The 16,012-nt window shown below is 69.6% G+C and carries 15 protein-coding genes; 6 read left to right on the top strand and 9 right to left on the bottom strand.

Annotated features, from left to right (window positions below; all coding sequences use genetic code 11):
* The first annotated feature begins 3 nt into the window (after nt 1–3).
* The 6 genes from SVA_RS13345 to SVA_RS13320 all read left to right on the top strand — a co-directional run bounded on the left by SVA_RS13345 (nt 4) and on the right by SVA_RS13320 (nt 4,351).
* Nucleotides 4–468, top strand: a complete 465-nt coding sequence (locus SVA_RS13345; RefSeq protein ID WP_096462955.1) for a hypothetical protein — start codon at nt 4–6, stop codon at nt 466–468.
* Nucleotides 465–914: a hypothetical protein gene (locus SVA_RS13340; RefSeq protein ID WP_096461688.1), complete on the top strand. Its 450-nt coding sequence runs from the start codon at nt 465–467 to the stop codon at nt 912–914. Before SVA_RS13345 ends, SVA_RS13340 begins: the two co-directional genes overlap by 4 nt.
* Nucleotides 915–967: 53 nt before the next feature.
* Nucleotides 968–1,423 (top strand): hypothetical protein, encoded by a 456-nt coding sequence (locus SVA_RS13335; RefSeq protein ID WP_096461687.1) that lies wholly within the window; start codon nt 968–970, stop codon nt 1,421–1,423.
* Between the two features lie 19 nt (nt 1,424–1,442).
* Complete coding sequence (locus SVA_RS13330) at nt 1,443–1,859, top strand: MauE/DoxX family redox-associated membrane protein (RefSeq protein WP_096461686.1); 417 nt, start codon at nt 1,443–1,445, stop codon at nt 1,857–1,859.
* A 105-nt stretch (nt 1,860–1,964) separates the two neighbouring features.
* The gene (locus SVA_RS13325) at nt 1,965–4,103 is read left to right on the top strand and encodes a copper-translocating P-type ATPase (RefSeq protein WP_231971794.1); all 2,139 of its coding nucleotides are present in this window, start codon (nt 1,965–1,967) and stop codon (nt 4,101–4,103) included.
* Between the two features lie 2 nt (nt 4,104–4,105).
* Nucleotides 4,106–4,351 carry an SHOCT domain-containing protein gene (locus SVA_RS13320; RefSeq protein ID WP_197703202.1) on the top strand — a complete coding sequence of 82 codons (246 nt, stop codon included), beginning with the start codon at nt 4,106–4,108 and terminating at the stop codon, nt 4,349–4,351.
* A gap of 24 nt (nt 4,352–4,375) precedes the next feature.
* On the opposite strand, the gene atpC is transcribed toward SVA_RS13320, so the two are convergent.
* The 9 genes from atpC to SVA_RS13275 form a co-directional block, all read right to left on the bottom strand.
* A complete protein-coding gene (gene atpC, locus SVA_RS13315) occupies nt 4,376–4,789 on the bottom strand; it encodes an ATP synthase F1 subunit epsilon (protein ID WP_096461685.1) in 414 nt (137 codons plus the stop codon).
* Between the two features lie 7 nt (nt 4,790–4,796).
* Nucleotides 4,797–6,041 (bottom strand): chromate efflux transporter, encoded by a 1,245-nt coding sequence (gene chrA / locus SVA_RS13310; RefSeq protein ID WP_096461684.1) that lies wholly within the window; start codon nt 6,039–6,041, stop codon nt 4,797–4,799.
* Nucleotides 6,042–6,044: 3 nt separating this feature from the next.
* Nucleotides 6,045–6,383, bottom strand: coding sequence for a PadR family transcriptional regulator (locus SVA_RS13305; RefSeq protein ID WP_096461683.1), 339 nt, complete (start codon nt 6,381–6,383; stop codon nt 6,045–6,047).
* A 205-nt stretch (nt 6,384–6,588) separates the two neighbouring features.
* Entirely contained in the window at nt 6,589–8,163 is a 1,575-nt protein-coding gene (locus tag SVA_RS13300) for a hypothetical protein (RefSeq protein ID WP_096461682.1), read from the bottom strand.
* A gap of 558 nt (nt 8,164–8,721) precedes the next feature.
* Entirely contained in the window at nt 8,722–11,901 is a 3,180-nt protein-coding gene (locus SVA_RS13295) for an efflux RND transporter permease subunit (RefSeq protein ID WP_096461681.1), read from the bottom strand.
* A gap of 1 nt (nt 11,902) precedes the next feature.
* Nucleotides 11,903–12,829 carry a heavy metal-binding domain-containing protein gene (locus tag SVA_RS20315; protein WP_169924096.1) on the bottom strand — a complete coding sequence of 309 codons (927 nt, stop codon included), beginning with the start codon at nt 12,827–12,829 and terminating at the stop codon, nt 11,903–11,905.
* Nucleotides 12,830–12,831: 2 nt separating this feature from the next.
* Entirely contained in the window at nt 12,832–14,052 is a 1,221-nt protein-coding gene (locus tag SVA_RS13285) for a TolC family protein (RefSeq protein WP_096461679.1), read from the bottom strand.
* A gap of 44 nt (nt 14,053–14,096) precedes the next feature.
* A complete protein-coding gene (locus tag SVA_RS13280; protein ID WP_096461678.1) occupies nt 14,097–14,477 on the bottom strand; it encodes a hypothetical protein in 381 nt (126 codons plus the stop codon).
* Nucleotides 14,478–14,549: 72 nt separating this feature from the next.
* Nucleotides 14,550–15,776, bottom strand: a complete 1,227-nt coding sequence (locus SVA_RS13275) for an MFS transporter (RefSeq protein ID WP_096461677.1) — start codon at nt 15,774–15,776, stop codon at nt 14,550–14,552.
* Nucleotides 15,777–16,012: the final 236 nt, after the last annotated feature.

The following is a 16,012-nucleotide window of genomic DNA, read 5'->3' as shown; positions in this document are numbered from 1 at the left end:
AGCATGCAATTGCGTACGCTCGTCAAACCCGCGCGAGCCGGTGCCGTCGCCAGCTTCGGCCTGCTCGCCGCGTATTTCCTGATCCTGAGTCTGGTATCCGGCTGGAACTTCGCCTGGACTCAGTTCGTTGACTTCTGGTACTTCGTGATCGCGCTTGCCGCCGGCTTCGGTGTGCAGATCGGACTCTACGTTTACCTGAAGCAGGCCACGCGTCATCCGAACGCGTCCGGCAAGGTCGTGGCCGTCTCGGGCGCGACCTCGACCGGCGCCATGATCTCCTGCTGCACGCACTACCTGGCGAATGTGCTGCCGGTCCTCGGCGTCACCGGTGTGGTGGCGCTCGTCGCTCAATACCAGGTGCAGCTCTTCTGGGTGGGGCTCGCCTTCAACCTCGCCGGAGTGCTCTACATCGGTCGCAAGGCGCTGGAGGCCTCCCGGCACATGGCGTTCATGGAGGCGCATTCGTGAAGCGCTCATCGGCAGTCGTTCTCCTGTTCGCCGTCCCCTTTGTCGCCTGGATGTCGTCGGGATCGGAATCGGGCGGGGTGCTGCCCCTGCATGCGTCACAGGTTGCGATCGGCAAGCTCGATACCCGGACGAACCGGGAGGGTCCGGTGACCGTCACGGTAACACCCAAAGAGATTTCGCCGCAGGCGGAAACCTGGGATTTCGAGGTAACGCTCGAGACGCACTCGGCCTCGCTCGATCAGGATCTCACGCGCGTCGCCGTGCTGATCGATGCCTCCGGGACCGCACGACCGCCGCTCGGCTGGGAGGGCGATCCCCCCGGAGGCCATCACCGCAAAGGCGTGCTGCGCTTCTCCCGGTCGGCCGAAGAAACCGAGTTCGTGGAATTGCGCCTGAGCGGCGTGGGCGGCGTGCCCCGGCGCGCATTTCGCTGGCGTTTGCGTTGACGAAGCGTGGATCGGGCCCGATGGGCGGCCGCCGGTCGCCGTGGAGGTGGCTCATGCGAACGGGATACATGATGGGATTGCGCCTGGTCGGCGTGCTCGCTTTGGCGATATCTTCGGCGGGCCACGCGGCCAGCTACGAGCAAGTGGTCGACGGCATCGCGATCTACTTCGGCGTGGTGCCGGCCGAGCTGGTGCGCGGGCATCCGCGCGAACACCCGGAGAGCGGCATGCACGGCGGTGCGCCGGTCGGCGAGAGTCATCTGATGGTCGCGCTTTTCGATGCAAAAACGGGCAACCGCATCACGGACGCACGAATCGCCGCGAGCGTCACCGGAGACGCGGGCGCCAAACTCGAAAAGAGGCTCGAGCCCATGACGGTGGCCGGTGCGCTCACTTTCGGCAATTACTTCTATCTGAGCGGCAGCGGCCCGTATCGCATCGATCTCCAGATCCTCTTGCCCGGGCGTAGCACGCCGGTTCGGGCGCGCTTCGAATGGGGGCGCTCCTGATGCGCCCAGGAGGTTCGGGATGAACAACCGAATGGAGCTGGGTCTACTCGTGTTGCGGCTTGGCCTCGGCGCGTTCCTGCTGCTCTTCGGCATCGACAAGCTCGTCGCGCCGTATACCACCGTCGAGGTGTTCGCCCGTTACTACGATTTCACCGATATGCCGCCGTCGGCGGCTTACATCGCAGGGGTGCTCGAAATCGCGCTTGCCGTCGCGATCCTGGCCGGAATCCGGCAAACCTGGAGCTACGGACTGGGCCTGCTCGTGCACGCCGTCTCGACGCTCGCAACCTACGAGGAGCTGCTTTCGCCGTTCGGCGACAACCATTTATACCTTGCCGCCATTCCGGTGCTGGCAGGTTTCGTGAGTCTGTTCCTGCTGCGGCGATACGATGTCCTCTGGCGCCTCGGGCCACGCGCGCGATCCAGGCCGGCATGACCGGCCGACGGGCGGGCCTTGGGAAACCACTCGTCTGCCCTCGGCCGATTCACTACGGAAAGCGTGGGCGGAGCGCGTAGAGGGGTTCGGTACACTGAGGCCCACATGGAGGACAGACACCACGAACACGCGCCGCCGCACGGAGCCGCACCCGAGACCCGTGCGGCGAGCACGGCCGCGAGCCATGCGACCGGCCACGACCACGCGGGGATGATCGCCGAGTATCGCCGGCGTTTCTGGGTCTCGCTGGTCCTCACCGTACCGATCCTGCTGCTCTCGCACGGCTTCTGGGAGCTTTTCGGGTTCAAGGCGCCAATTCGTTTTCCCGGCGAGGACCTGGTCCTCTTCGGGCTCTCGAGCGTCGTCTACTTCTACGGCGGCTGGCCCTTCCTGCGCGGCATCGTCGAGGAACTGGGCCGTCGCCTGCCCGGCATGATGACGTTGATCGCCGTCGCCATCACCGCGGCGTACGCGTACTCCACGGCCGTGATCTTCGGGCTTCCGGGCATGGGCTTCTACTGGGAGCTCGCAACGCTGATCGACATCATGCTGCTCGGGCACTGGATCGAGATGCGTTCGGTGATGGGTGCATCCCGTGCGCTCGAGGCGCTCGTGCGTCTGCTGCCGTCGGAGGCGCATCGCCTGCGCACCGACGGTTCGACCGAGGACGTGCCGGTCTCGGCGCTCACCACCGGCGATCGCGTACTGATCCGGCCGGGCGAGCGCGTGCCGACCGACGGCGACATCGTCAAGGGGCGGACCAGCCTCGACGAGTCGATGCTCACGGGGGAATCGAAACCGGTGGAGCGCGCGGAAGGCGCAGGCGTGATCGGCGGCTCGGTCAACGGCGAAGGCGCGATCACGATCGAGGTGAAAAAGACCGGCGGCGAGACGTACCTCGCCCAGGTGATGGAGATGGTGCGCGCGGCGCAGGCCTCGCGCTCGCGCACGCAGGACCTCGCGAACCGGGCGGCGGTCGTGCTCGTGCTCGTCGCGCTCGGTGGGGGCGCGGCGACCCTGATCGCGTGGCTCGCCATCCGGCCCGATTTCGCCTTCGCGATGGAGCGCGCGGTGACCGTCATGGTGATCGCCTGCCCGCACGCACTCGGGCTCGCCGTGCCGCTCGTGGTCGCCGTGAGCACCAGCCTCTCGGCCCGGCGCGGTCTCCTGGTCCGCGACCGCGCCGCGTTCGAACGTGCGCGCGAGCTGCAAGCGGTCGTCTTCGACAAGACCGGCACGCTCACCCAGGGACGCTTCGGCGTGAGCGATACCGTGGCCCTGGGCGATCTGCCGGCCGACGAGTGCCTGCGGCTCGCTGCCGCACTCGAGAGCCAATCGGAACACCCGATTGCGCGGGGCATCGTCCAGGCGGCGAGCGAGCGCGGGCTGGCTCCGCCCGAGGTCTCGGGCTTTCGCAACATCACCGGCCGCGGGGCGCAGGCGCGGGTCGAGGGCCGGGAGATCAAGGTCGTGAGCCCGGGTTACGCACGCGAGCAGGGACTCGCGACCGACGACGCGCGCGTGCGGCAAATCGAGGAGCAGGGCAAAACGGTCGTGTACCTCATCGTCGATGGACGGCTTGCCGCGGCGATCGCGCTCGCCGACCTCGTTCGCCCCGAGTCCCGCGCGGCCGTCGAGGCGCTCAAGCGCATGGACATTCGTCCGATGATGCTGACCGGCGACGCGAGCGCCGTAGCCCGTACGGTGGCACGGGAGCTCGGGCTCGACGATTACTTCGCCGAGGTGCTCCCGGAGCAGAAGGCCGCCAAGATCCGGGAAGTGAAAGCGCGGGGGCTCACGGTGGCGATGGTCGGCGACGGGGTGAACGACGCGCCGGCGCTGGTCGAGTCCGATCTCGGCATCGCGGTCGGCGCCGGCACGGACGTCGCGATCGAGTCGGCCGACGTCGTGCTCGTGCGGAGCGATCCCCGTGACGTCGTCGCGATCCTCGATCTCTCTCGCGCGACCTACCGCAAGATGGTGCAGAACCTGCTCTGGGCGACGGGTTACAACACGATCGCGATCCCTCTCGCGGCCGGCGTCGCGGCGGCGTGGGGCGTGCTGCTCACCCCGGCGATCGGCGCGGTGCTGATGTCGGCCAGCACCGTGATCGTCGCGATCAACGCGCAGCTGCTCGAGCGGCACGGCACGGCGAAGGGCGCGGCCGGCGTGCGCCGCGAGCCCGAGCCGGTCCACGCGGCGCATCGCCAGCGAAATCATCCGGCTACGCGAAAACGGAGGTGAAGATGATGTGGGGCGACGGCGGTTACTGGTGGTGGGGCTTCGGGGCGCTGCACATGCTGATCTACTGGGGGCTTCTCATCCTGCTCATCGTGGCGCTCGTCAAATGGGTCTTCGGGACACCGGGCGGCGGCCGGGACGGCGCGCGCCGCGAGGACGGGCGCGCGCTCGAGATCCTGAAGGAGCGCTACGCGCGCGGCGACATCGGCAAGGAGGAGTTCGAGCAGAAGAAGCGCGACCTGCTCGCGTGAGCGCGCGACCCTGGGCAAGCAGCCTCACCGCCTGACGCGCGCCTCGCCCAGTTGCCGCAGGAGCAGCGTAAGCAACTCCGCCTCCGACTTGCAGCGCTCGTAATCGCGCTTGGAGCAGGCGCAGCGCATGTTTTCCTCCGCGCGCGTCTTGGCCGCCAGCGCGGAGTCGGCGTCGAGCTCGTCGTTGCGCAAAACGGTATCGGCCAGGACGGTGGCGAGGTGCGGCTGCACCTCGAGCAGCCCCGACGAGACCATGAAGTGCCGCTCCCGCCCGAAGGTGTCCGTCAGGCGCATCGCTCCCGGGTGCAGGCGCGCGATCAACGGCGCGTGACCGGGCAGCACGCAGAGCTCGCCGTGGTATGCCGTGACCACGAGCTTCGTCGCCCTGCCGGAGTAGATCAGCGCTTCGGCGCTGACGATGTCGACATGGATGGTCATCCGCGCCTCACGCCAGCGCGAGCAGCGTACCGCCGCCTGCGGCGAAGAGGACGACCCACAGCGGCGACGCTTTCCTGTGGACGAGCAGCGCGAAGGCGGCCGCGGCCAGCGCGAAGTCGCCGCGGCTCGCGACGGCGCTCGTGAAGATCGGATCGTAGAGGGCGGCGAGCAGGATGCCGACGACCGCGGCGTTGATGCCGTTCAGCGCCGCGCGCATGCCGGCCTTCCGCCGCCACGCGTTCCAGTGCGGCAGCGCGCCGAGCACGAGCAGGAACGACGGGAGGAAGATCGCCGCAAGGGTCAGGAGGCCGCCGGCCCAGCCGCTGGGCCGGCCTTCCATCACCGTGCCGAGATACGCGCTGAACGTGAACAGCGGACCCGGCAGCGCCTGCGCCATGCCGTAGCCGGCGAGGAACGCCTCGTCGGATATCCAGCCGGGCGGGACCACCTCGGCGCGGAGCAGCGGCAGCACGACGTGACCGCCGCCGAAGACGAGCGAGCCCGAACGGTAGAAGCTGTCGACGAGCGCGAGCGCATGCCGGCCGGTCGTGCGTGCGAGCACCGGCAAAAGCACGAGCAACCCGAAGAAAAGGATCCACGCCATGGAGGGCGTCCGTCGGCCGATGCGAAAATCGACGTGTGCGCCGCCGCTGCCGTCCGCCGCCGGGAGCAAGCGCCAGCCGATGAGACCGCCGATCGCAATCACGGCGATCTGCGCGAGCGTGCTCGGCCACGCGAGCACGAGGAGCGCCGCGGCGACCGCCACGGACGCGCGCGCCCGATCGGGCGTGAGCTGTCGCCCCATGCTCCAGACGGCCTGGGCGACGACCGCGACCGCGGCGATCTTGAGCCCGTGCAGCCAGCCGGGCTCGCCCCCGCCCTCGAAAAACTGAAAGCCGTACCCGAAAGCGATCATGATCGCCGCGGAGGGGAGGGTGAAGCCGACCCACGCCGCGACGGCGCCCGGCAGGCCGGCACGCAGCGCCCCGAGCGCGATGCCCACCTGGCTGCTCGCCGGGCCGGGAAGAAACTTGCAGAGCGCGACGAGATCGGCGTAGGCCGCGTCGTCGAGCCACCTGCGCCGCTCGACGAACTCGGTGCGCAGGTACCCGAGGTGGGCGATCGGGCCGCCGAAGGAAACGAGCCCGAGCTTCAGAAACGCCGCGAAGACGGTGCGGAGCGAAGACGTGACCCGACTGCCGGCCGCCTGGCCGACGGAGGACGCGTCGCCGGTTGCGCGCCTGTCGTCCACGGCTCAGTCCTCGAAGAGCTCGCCGAAGAGCTCGCGCACCCGCTCGCGCGCGGCGGCGAGCGCCCGGCGCCCGCGTGCGGTCGCCTGGTAGAGCCGGCGCTGCCGCCGTCCTTCCTGCACCGGGCGGGACCGCAGGTATCCCTGGCGCTCGAGGCGGTGGAGCATCGGATAGAGCGTGCCGGGACTCAGGACGTAACCGTGCCGGCGCAGCTCCTCGATCAGCCACAACCCGTAGAACGGCTCCCGGGCGGCGTGGTACAGGATGTGCAGGCGCACCAGACCCGCGTAAAGCTCGTGATCGTCCGTGCCGCGAGCCGGTCGGAGTTGGCGTGGTGTTTGCATCGCCCGGCGACTATATCGCCATTCGATAACGAGAAACAAAATGCCGAAGCGGAATGACGCGCTCGCCCGCCGCGTCTCACCCCACCGGTCTGGCCGCCTGATGGCGCGGCCGGCTCGAATCAGGCGGTCGCCGTCCGAGGTAACGGGCGGCGTCCGGCCGCGTGGCGGATGAGCGCACCATCGACGCTTTCTCAGCGCGCCGGACCTACGCCTCCGCGGGCCGCGCGCACCGTCGCCGGAAGGACCAGTAATGGGCGATGGCCTTCGCATCGGCCACGGTCCGGCCGAAGCGACCGGTTCGCTTGTGCGGATTGATCGGCTCGGCCAAGAGCTCCGGCCAGGCGCGGCGGATGAACTCGCGCCAGAGCAGGGCGTCCGGCCCGCGGTAGCGCTCGGGGGTGCCGAGCAGCGTCGCGAGCACCGCGCGACAATTATAAGGAGTGACGATCTCGCGCCAGGCGACGTCGAACTCGAGCTGGGTCTGGGCCAGCCAGTTGCCGTAGTCCTGCTCCCATTCGAACAGGTCGAGCAGCTTCACGTGCTCCTGTCCGCGGGCGCCGTCCAGCCACTCCGCGAAGTGTTTCACCAGGAACGGATGGGTGGAACCGTACTCGAGCCAGGCGAGCGTCTCCGGCGTCAGCCGGACACGGTCGGCGTGGGGGAGCTTCGTGCGGAAAGGACGGCGGCCGACCTCGGCGCCGCTGCCCGTGAGTACGGCGCGCGTGCGGCCGTAGTAGTCCAGAATCGCTTCCGCGTCGTGCCCGTAGTGATCGTGGGCACGGTATACGTTGCGCTTGAACCGAAGGCTGAACTCCGGCGACATGGTCGACGTGGCGGAGATCACGTCGTGCGGCAGCCCGAGCCGCGCGAGCAGGCGGGCGGGGATCTCGACGTCCGGATGGCCGTCCGGCAGTCGGCCCTGCCGCACGGTGACGAAGCGCAGGCGATCGACCAGGTCGCGGGCGGCGGCGAGGACGAAGCGGCTGTCGACGCCGGCGGTCAGTGACAGGGCGACGTCGAAGCGCGCGGTCGCCGCGCGAACCAGCCCGGGGACGAGCGCGAGCAGGCGCTCGACCGCCGCGTCGAGCGTGAACGTATCGAGCGGCTTCGACGGCCAGTAGCGGTGGCTCGCGCCTGTCGCGAGGTCGAGCCGGTGGTTGGGCGGCAGGTGCCTGAGCCCGGTGAACGTCGAAGCCGTTCCCGGCCATCTGTATTCGTTGGTGCGACGGTAGGTCTCGGTGTCCATGTAATCGAGGGCCTGCTCGTCCGGGGCCAGCGCCAACGCCTCGGCGGCGATGCCCGGCTGCGACACGGCCCAGAGCTCGCCGGTGCTCGCCGGATCGGTGTAGAACACCTGGCGCAGCCCGAGCGCATCGTGGAAGAGGAACGACTCCTGTCCTCGGGCGGCGATCAGAAGCCAGCGACCGCCGTACCCGGTCGTCGCATCGACGAGGTCCTCTCGGGTGCGAAAGCGGGAGAGGAGGGCTTGCAGGATTTCGGCGTTACCCGCTTCCGGGCGCCGCGGGTCGAGGATATGTCCGATCAACGTCAGTTCGCGGCCGGCATCCGCGACCTGCGTGCACGCGAGCGACGGGTGCAGCGTGAGGCTGAATCGGCCGGCGACGCGCTTCCTTCGCCACTGCGCCAGATGCTCCACGAAGCGCGGACCCAGCAGAAACTGCGCGACGTAGGGGAAGCCCGGCTCGCTCGAATGCGCGTGCGCGCATGCCCGCGGCGTTTCCGGGGAGACGAGAGACTGCCACCGTTCGGTACCCGTCATCGTTATTGGTCTTGGCGCGGGTTTGGCGTGCGGAGCGCGCTCAGGAAGCGCGACCGGCGCTTCATTCTCGACCACGCGATCGTCGCCGCTCAAACGGGGCTTGTAGGGTCTTGCAAAGCGCCGCTTGCCCGCTTCGCGCGATCGGTCGACACTAATCGTCGCCCGGCGGGGCGGCGCAAGGAAGTCGCGCCTCTCTTCCGGGCGACCGGAACAATAATCGACATGGAGGTAACAACGATGAGAAGCAAGCACGCAATCGGCGGTGGCGGGCAGCCGCCAAACTCGATCGGCGGCGGCGGACAGCCGAACGACCTCATCCGCGGCGGCGGAGGTCAGCCCCCCCGAATGGGCGGCGGCGGACAGCCCAAGCCCACGGGCGGCGGCGGACAACCGCCCGTCCTCTGACATAACTATTTCGTACGAACGGTATCGGCCCGTACGGCCGAGCCCCACTCAGGTCGCTTTCGAAACCGTGTGCTCCGCGCTCCCTCGGGACGCGGAGCTTTTTTTTGCGCGACGATCCCGGTGATCGCCGTGTCTCGCCATCTCGGTCTCCGGTCAGTCGCGCGCCGGCAAGACGGAAGTCGGCGGCCTGCTCGCCCTCGCGGCCTGCGTCTGCCGTGCCACCCGCCACCGCTGCCAGAGCAGGTACGCCGCAGGAATGACGGCGAGCGTCAGTAGCGCCACGCTTACCATCCCGCCCACCATCGGCGCGGCGATCCGCTGCATCGCCTCGGAGCCGGTGCCCGAGCTCCAGAGGATCGGGAGCAGCGCGGCGATGATCGCGATCTTGGTCATGGTCACCGGCCGCACGCGCAGCAGCGCGCCTTCGACGATCGCCTCGTGCACGTCCTCTCCCGTCATGTCTTCGCCGCGCGCGGTGCGGTCTTCGCGCCGCCGTTTCATCGCCTGGTCGAGGTAGGCGAGCATGACGACGCCGATCTCGACCGCCACGCCGCCGAGCGCGATGAAGCCCACGGCGACCGCGACCGAGAGGTGGTAGCCGAGCGCCCAGAGCAGCCAGAAGCCGCCGACGAGCGCGAGCGGCAGCGTCGCGACGATGATGAGCACCTCCATGCCGTTTCGGAAGTTGAGGTAGAGCAGGAGCAGGATGATCGCCACGGTGAACGGAATCACCACCTTGAGGCGCCCGACCGCACGCTCGAGGTACTCGTACTGGCCGGACCACGCGAGCGCGTAGCCGGGCGGCAGCCGGACCTGCCCGGCGACCGCGCGCTTCGCGTCGGCGATGTAGGCGGCGATGTCCCGCCCGGCGAAGTCGACGTAGGTCCAGCCGGAGAGGCGCGCGTTCTCGCTGCGGATCATGTCGGGGCCGTCGACGATGCGCACATCGGCCACCTCCCCGAGCGCGATCGGCAAGCCGTTGCCCACGACGATCGGAAGCCGGCGCAGCCGCTCGAGCGAGTCGCGCGCGTCGGGCGGGTAGCGCAGGTTCACCGGGTAGCGCTCGCGACCCTCGATCGTCTCGGTCACGTTCATCCCGCCAATGGCCGTTTCCACCGCATCCTGCACGTCCGAGACGTTCAGGCCGAAGCGCGCCGCGCGGTTCCGGTCGACACGCACGTCGACGTAGCGTGCGCCGGTCACCCGCTCGGCGTAGACCGAAGTGGTACCCGGGACTGCCCGGATCGCCTGCTCGATCTGACGGCCGACGTCTTCGAGCGTGGCGAGCGACGGTCCCGTCACCTTGATGCCGACGGGCGTGCGGATGCCGGTCGTGAGCATGTCGATGCGGGTCTTGATCGGCATCACAAAGACGTTGGAGAGTCCCGGCATCTTCACGAGTGCGTTCATCTCCGCGATCAGCTTCTCCGTGGTCATGCCCTCCCTCCACTCCGAGCGCGGTTTCAACTGGATCGTCGTCTCGAACATCGAGAGCGGCGCCGGGTCGGTCGCGGTCTCGGCGCGGCCCGCCTTGCCGAAGACCGTCTCGACCTCGGGGAGCGTCTTCAGAAGACGGTCGGTCTGCTGCAGTACCTGCACCGCCTTGCCGGGCGAGAGCCCCGGCAGCGTCGTCGGCATGTAGAGCAGGTCGCCTTCGTCCATGTCCGGCATGAATTCGGCCCCGAGCCTCGTCGCCGGGTAGACGCCGGCGAGCACGAGCGCGGCAGCGAGCACGAGGACCGCCTTGGGCCAGCGCAGCACCCAGCCGAGAAACGGCCGGTAGGCGGCGAGCAGTGCGCGGTTGATCGGGTTCTCGTGCTCCGGGCGGATGCGCCCGCGGACGAAGTAACCCATCAGCACCGGCACGAGCGTGATCGAGAGCCCGGCGGCGGCCGCCATGGCATAGGTCTTGGTGTAGGCGAGCGGCGAGAAGAGCCGCCCCTCCTGTGCCTCGAGCGCGAACACCGGCAGGAAGCTGAGCGTGATGACGAGCAGCGAGTAGAAGAGCGGCGCGCCCAGCTCCTGCGCGGCCGTCCGGACGAGCGCCCAGCGGTCGGCGATGACGCCGCCGGCGCGCTCGATGTGCTTGTGCACGTTTTCTATCATCACGATCGCCGCGTCCACCATCGCCCCGATCGCGATCGCAATGCCGCCGAGCGACATGATGTTGGCGTTGATGCCCTGTCGTTGCATCACGATGAAGGCCATGAGCACGCCGATGGGCAGGGTGAGGATGGCGACCAGCGCCGAACGCAGGTGGAACAGGAACGCGGCGCACACCAGCGCGACGATGACGAACTCCTCGATCAGCGTGCCGGTGAGATTGTCGACCGCCCGGTGGATGAGCTGCGAGCGATCGTAGGTCGGCACGAGCTCCACCCCTTCCGGCAGGCTGTCCTCGAGCGCCTCGAGTTTCTCCCTCACGGCGCGGATGGTGCTGAGCGCGTTCTCGCCGTGGCGCATGACGATGATGCCGCCGGCGACCTCGCCCTCGCCGTCGAGCTCGGCGATGCCCCGACGCATCTCGGGCCCGAGCCGGATCTCCGCGACGTGCGCGAGCCGGATCGGCGTGCCGTCGCTCGCGATCCCGAGGGGAATCGCCCGCAGGTCGCTCTCGCCCTGCAGGTAGCCGCGGGCGCGGACCATGTACTCGGCTTCGGCCATCTCGACCACCGAGCCGCCCGTCTCCCGGTTCGCCTGCTCGATCGCGCGGCGTACGTCCATGAGGGTGAGGCGGTGGGCGCGCAGGCGCGCGGGATCGAGGACGACCTGGTACTGCTTTACCATCCCGCCGACCGAGGCGACTTCCGCGACGCCGGGCACCGTGCGCAGCTCGTACTTCAGGAACCAGTCCTGGATGGCCCGGAGCTGCGCGAGGTCGTGCCGCCCGGTCCGGTCGACCAGCGCGTACTCGTACACCCAGCCGACGCCGGTCGCGTCCGGGCCGAGCGCCGGCCGGGCGTTCCGCGGCAGGCGCGGGACGACCTGACTCAGGTACTCGAGCACGCGAGAGCGCGCCCAGTAGAGGTCCGTGCCGTCCTTGAAGATCACGTACACGAACGAGTCGCCGAACATGGAGAAGCCGCGAACCGTGACGGCCCGCGGCACCGAGAGCATCGCCGTCGTGAGCGGGTAGGTCACCTGGTCCTCGACCACCTGCGGCGCCTGACCGGGGTAGCTCGTCTTGATGATGACCTGCACGTCGGAGAGATCGGGGATCGCGTCGAGCGGCGTGCGCGCGAGCGCGAGGATGCCCCAGCCTATGAACAGGGCGGTAAGGAGCAGGACGAGAAAGCGGTTGCGGACCGACCAGCCGATGATGTGCGCAATCATCTCAGCGTCCCGCGTGACCGGAGTGATCCGTGCGTGCGGGCTCGTCGGCGGCCGCCGACGGTTCCGCCGACTCCATCCGGGCGAAGCTCGCGCGGATGCTCGCCTCCGAGTCGAGGAGGAATTGCCCCGACGTCACCACGCGATCGCCGTCCGCGAGGCCGTCGACGATCTCGACGTGCTCGCCGATCTCCGGCCCGACGACGACGTCGACCGGCTTGAAGCGGCCGGCGTCCAGCGCGAGCACCACGCTCGTGCGCGTGCCGGTCCGGATCAGCGCTTCGCGCGGCACGAGCAGCCGTGCCTGCGCGGGACGCGGGCCGAGCACCGCGACCTGGGCGTAGGTGTTCGCGCGAAGCCCGGCCGCCGGCGAGGTCAGGCGAACTCGCGCCTTGAGAGAGCGCGCGCCGAACTCCACGTCCGGCGAGACCCAGCTGACGGTTCCCTTGAGATTCCGGTCACCGAGCTCCGGAATGCGGATCTCGGCCGCGAGGCCCCGGCGCACCCAACCGGCATCGCGATCGAAAATGTCGACGAGTACGCCGAACCCGCGCTCGTCGCGAAACACGTAGCCGTCGGTCTCGAGGCGCCGCGGCGCGCTGCTGCGCGCCGCGCGGGCCGTGCGCACGCCGAGCGTGTTCACGACCTCGGGCCGCACGGTGACGATCGCCGTGTCCCCGGCCGGCGCGTCGTCGGCGTAGACGGGCACCAGGTCCATGTCCATGAAGGGCGATCTGCCGGGCTTGTCGAACCGCTGGCCGGGCACCATCGGGTCGTGCCAGTAAAGCACCTTGCGCCCGGCGCTCGCGGCAGCCGTCGTCGCGCGAGCTACGCCGTTGCCGGCGTCATTCGTATAGGTCCAGCCGGTGATACCGAGCAAAGCGCCGACCAGGGCGGCGGCCAGCATCAGTGCGGTCGTTTTCGCGTTCATGCTCATTCTCCGGTGAGATACAGCAGTTCGGCCTGCGTCCTGGCGTGGTCTACCCTGAGACGCACGAGCTCGAGACGCGCATCGAGCTCGCGCATGCGTGCGTCGCGCAGCTCCGCCTGCTCGCGTGCGAAGCCCGCGGCCGTGACGCTCGCCTCGCGCTTGAGCGCCGGCAGCAGCTCGTTCTCGAAGATCCGCAGGCGCTCGCCGTGCTCCTCGTGCTCGGCCCGCACCGCGGCGTGCATGGCTCGAAGCTCCCGGCGCTTGTCCTCGGCCTCGAGCTCCGCCGCGCGTTCGAGCTGCACGCGCTCGGAGAGGCGCGGGTCCTGGCGCTTCGCCCGGAAGATCGGGAGATCGAGGCTCACCTGTGCCGTGATCATGTCCGGCCGGTCCTGCCGCACGCCGTACATGACGTCGACCATGTAGCCCGGCCGGTACTCGGCGCGCGCCATGCCCGCCTCCGAGCGCATGGCCTCGATCTCGGCGACGGCCATGCGCATCTCGGGATGGTTGTCGGGATCGAAGCCCGGTGTACCGACGCCGAGCGGTGGCAGCGCGGCCGGAACCGGCTCGTCGGCGGCGTCGCCGAGCCAGCGGGCGAGCACGGCGCGGGCGCGTTTCGCCTGCGCGCGGAACATCGGCTCACGTTCGTTCACGCGGGCGAGCGCGGACCGGGCGCGGAGCACGGCGCGTTGCGCGTCCTGGGCAGCGCGATAACGCCCCTCCGCCGATTCGAGGTCGCGGCGCGCAAGCCGCCTCAGCTCGTCGACGAGCCGGAGCGAGGTCTCGGCCGCGTACACCTCGAGCCAGGCGGCGCGCACCTCGCGCAGCAGCCGGCGGCGCCCGGCCTCGAGCCGCGCGGCCTCGCGCTCGACGCCGGCCGAGGCGCCGCGCGTCCGTTGCGCCCGGGCATCGCCGGGCGGGAACGCCTGACGCAGCCCGATACCGACCATCGTCATGTCGTCTTCGGTGAGGCTCAGGCTGTCGGTGGGGACGTTGATCGCGCCGAGCGTGAGCGCCGGGTCGGGCAGTTGCCCGGCATAGGCGACGCGCTCCGATGCCGCCGCCACGTTGCTCTGCAGCCGCGCGAGCGACGGCGCGCGTTCGAGCGCGAGTGTCTCCGCGCGCGCGAGCGTCAGCTCGGCGGCAGGGGCGTCAAGGGCAATGGCAAAGTGACTTACTAGTATGATGGCGGCCGCCCGGCGGCCGCTGAACAACGCACGCATGGATCCTCTCCTTCAATCGTGGACGGGACGATCGAAGGAGCGGGCTACCTCAGCAGGACGGCGGGTCTCAGCGCGAGGGGCGGCGGGGCACGAACCGCCGCGTTGGCGGCATGATGCTCGAAAGGCGCGATCGGCACGGCCGCCGCGTCGGCGGGGACGATCGCGAGCACGTGGATCGGCGCCGGTACGTCCAGGGAACCGTCGAGCGTCACGGGGTTCAGTTCCGGCAGGGCACAGTCGACGGTCATGGCCGGCTGGCAGGCGTTCTCATCCAGCGGCGCGGCCGTCGACGACGACGGACAGTCCGGGCAGTGGGGGTCGTCCGCCGCCATGAGGCAGGGTGAAAGCGCGGCGTAGAGCCACACGCCGGTGAAGGCGACAAGGAGCCGGCGGGCGATGGATCGACGGGTGGAAGCCCAGATCATGAGATAAGTATACGCTCGCACCGTGCCCCGTAAATTTGACCCTCATCAAGAAGCGGGCGGGCGTCCGGCTCCTCAGGACAGACTCTTGGTAATCGCGTACTCCGGCGCGATGCCCCCGGCCGCGCGGACCGCGCGGCACCGCAGGCCGAACCAGACGATCAGGCCGCCGGCCAGCGCCAGGAACGGCAGGATGGCATAGTTCACGGCCTCCCAGCCGAAATGGTGCAGCAACCAGCCGGCGGAGAGCGAGGCCGCGGCGACCACGCCGAAGACGACGAAATCGTTCAGCGCCTGTGCCTTCGCCCGCTCCGACGGACGGTAGGTTGCCGTCAGGAGGACCGTGCCGCCGACATAGAGGAAGTTCCAGCCGATCCCGAGCAGGACCAGCGCCGACCCGAAGTGGGCGACGGCGACGCCCGACAGCGCGATGACGACGTGGCCCGCGAGCAGCACGATCCCCGCGCTCATGACGCGCAGGAGGCCGAAGCGCCGGATCAGCGCGCCCGTGAAGAACGAGGGCAGAAACATGCCGAGCACGTGCAGCTGGATGGCGAAGGCGGCATCGCCGATGCCGTGCCGGTGATGGCCGACCATGGCGAGCGGCGCGGCCGTCATCGCGAGCACCATCGCCCCGTAGCCGATCGCGGCGGACACCGTCGCAATGAAGAACGCCGGCTGCCGCGCCACCGCGATGAGCGGGCGCGCCGGCGTCGTGTCGCCGCCCGCGCCGGGCCGGCCCATGTCGAGGAAGAGCAGGACCAGGATCGCCGACACGGCGAGCAGCGCGGCCAGCGCAAAAGCGCCGGTGTAGGGCGCATTTCCCATGAGCGACTGGCCCCACTCGGCGAGCTTCGGCCCGGCGACGGCCGCGACCACGCCGCCCGCCAGCACCCACGAGACCGCGCGGCTTCGAAAGGCGTCGCTCGCCGCGTCCGCCGCCGCGAAGCGGTGATAGTTGCCGAAGGACTGGTACATGCCGAGCAATCCGTAGGCGAGGGCGAACACCGCGAAACTGCCGGCCTGCAGCGCGTAGAAACCGAGGAGGCCCCCGCCGAGGCCGAGGCCCGTGCCGACGAGGAAGGCTCCGCGCCAGCCGAGGCGGCGTACCAGGAGCGAGGCCGGGACCGTCGCGACGGCGGTGCCGACGACCATCAGCGCGTTCGGCAGGGTCGCGAGCGACTTGTCGGCGGCCAGCTCGTGCCCGAGGATCGCCCCGAGCGTGAACGCGAGCACGATCACGGTGAGCGTGACGGACTGGGAGGCGGCCAGCAGCAGGACGCGGCGTTTTTCGGCAATCATCGTGCTTCGGTCTCGTCGCGTTCGTGCCGCTTGGGTCGGGCCCGGTGAAGTCGCACGTTACCACGATGCCGCGTCGCCGGGTGTTTCTCGTTTGTTATCGCTTTGTTGCCGCCGAGTCCTGCCCGAAGGGCGCCGCGGTACACCGGTCGCGGCACCGTCCGTTTACCGGGAGCCTCCGTCGGCGCAACCGGCGATCGCCGGGGATTTACGCCGCGCCGATCCGGTGTCATTGTCAA

This window comes from Sulfurifustis variabilis, from assembly GCF_002355415.1.
GTDB lineage: Bacteria > Pseudomonadota > Gammaproteobacteria > Acidiferrobacterales > Sulfurifustaceae > Sulfurifustis > Sulfurifustis variabilis.
Note: the sequence above shows the minus strand (reverse complement) of the source record. Positions and strands in the feature narration are given on the sequence as shown.

Bases quoted from the DNA above. Each gene is read 5' to 3' on its own strand.
- SVA_RS13345 (WP_096462955.1), top strand. From the start codon at position 4: ATGCAATTGCGTACGCTCGTCAAACCCGCGCGAGCCGGTGCCGTCGCC.
- SVA_RS13335 (WP_096461687.1), top strand. From the start codon at position 968: ATGCGAACGGGATACATGATGGGATTGCGCCTGGTCGGCGTGCTCGCT.
- SVA_RS13330 (WP_096461686.1), top strand. From the start codon at position 1,443: ATGAACAACCGAATGGAGCTGGGTCTACTCGTGTTGCGGCTTGGCCTC.
- SVA_RS13325 (WP_231971794.1), top strand. From the start codon at position 1,965: ATGGAGGACAGACACCACGAACACGCGCCGCCGCACGGAGCCGCACCC.
- SVA_RS13320 (WP_197703202.1), top strand. From the start codon at position 4,106: ATGATGTGGGGCGACGGCGGTTACTGGTGGTGGGGCTTCGGGGCGCTG.
- atpC (WP_096461685.1), bottom strand. From the start codon at position 4,789: ATGACCATCCATGTCGACATCGTCAGCGCCGAAGCGCTGATCTACTCC.
- SVA_RS13305 (WP_096461683.1), bottom strand. From the start codon at position 6,383: ATGCAAACACCACGCCAACTCCGACCGGCTCGCGGCACGGACGATCAC.
- SVA_RS13300 (WP_096461682.1), bottom strand. From the start codon at position 8,163: ATGACGGGTACCGAACGGTGGCAGTCTCTCGTCTCCCCGGAAACGCCG.
- SVA_RS13295 (WP_096461681.1), bottom strand. From the start codon at position 11,901: ATGATTGCGCACATCATCGGCTGGTCGGTCCGCAACCGCTTTCTCGTC.
- SVA_RS20315 (WP_169924096.1), bottom strand. From the start codon at position 12,829: ATGAACGCGAAAACGACCGCACTGATGCTGGCCGCCGCCCTGGTCGGC.
- SVA_RS13285 (WP_096461679.1), bottom strand. From the start codon at position 14,052: ATGCGTGCGTTGTTCAGCGGCCGCCGGGCGGCCGCCATCATACTAGTA.
- SVA_RS13280 (WP_096461678.1), bottom strand. From the start codon at position 14,477: ATGATCTGGGCTTCCACCCGTCGATCCATCGCCCGCCGGCTCCTTGTC.
- SVA_RS13275 (WP_096461677.1), bottom strand. From the start codon at position 15,776: ATGATTGCCGAAAAACGCCGCGTCCTGCTGCTGGCCGCCTCCCAGTCC.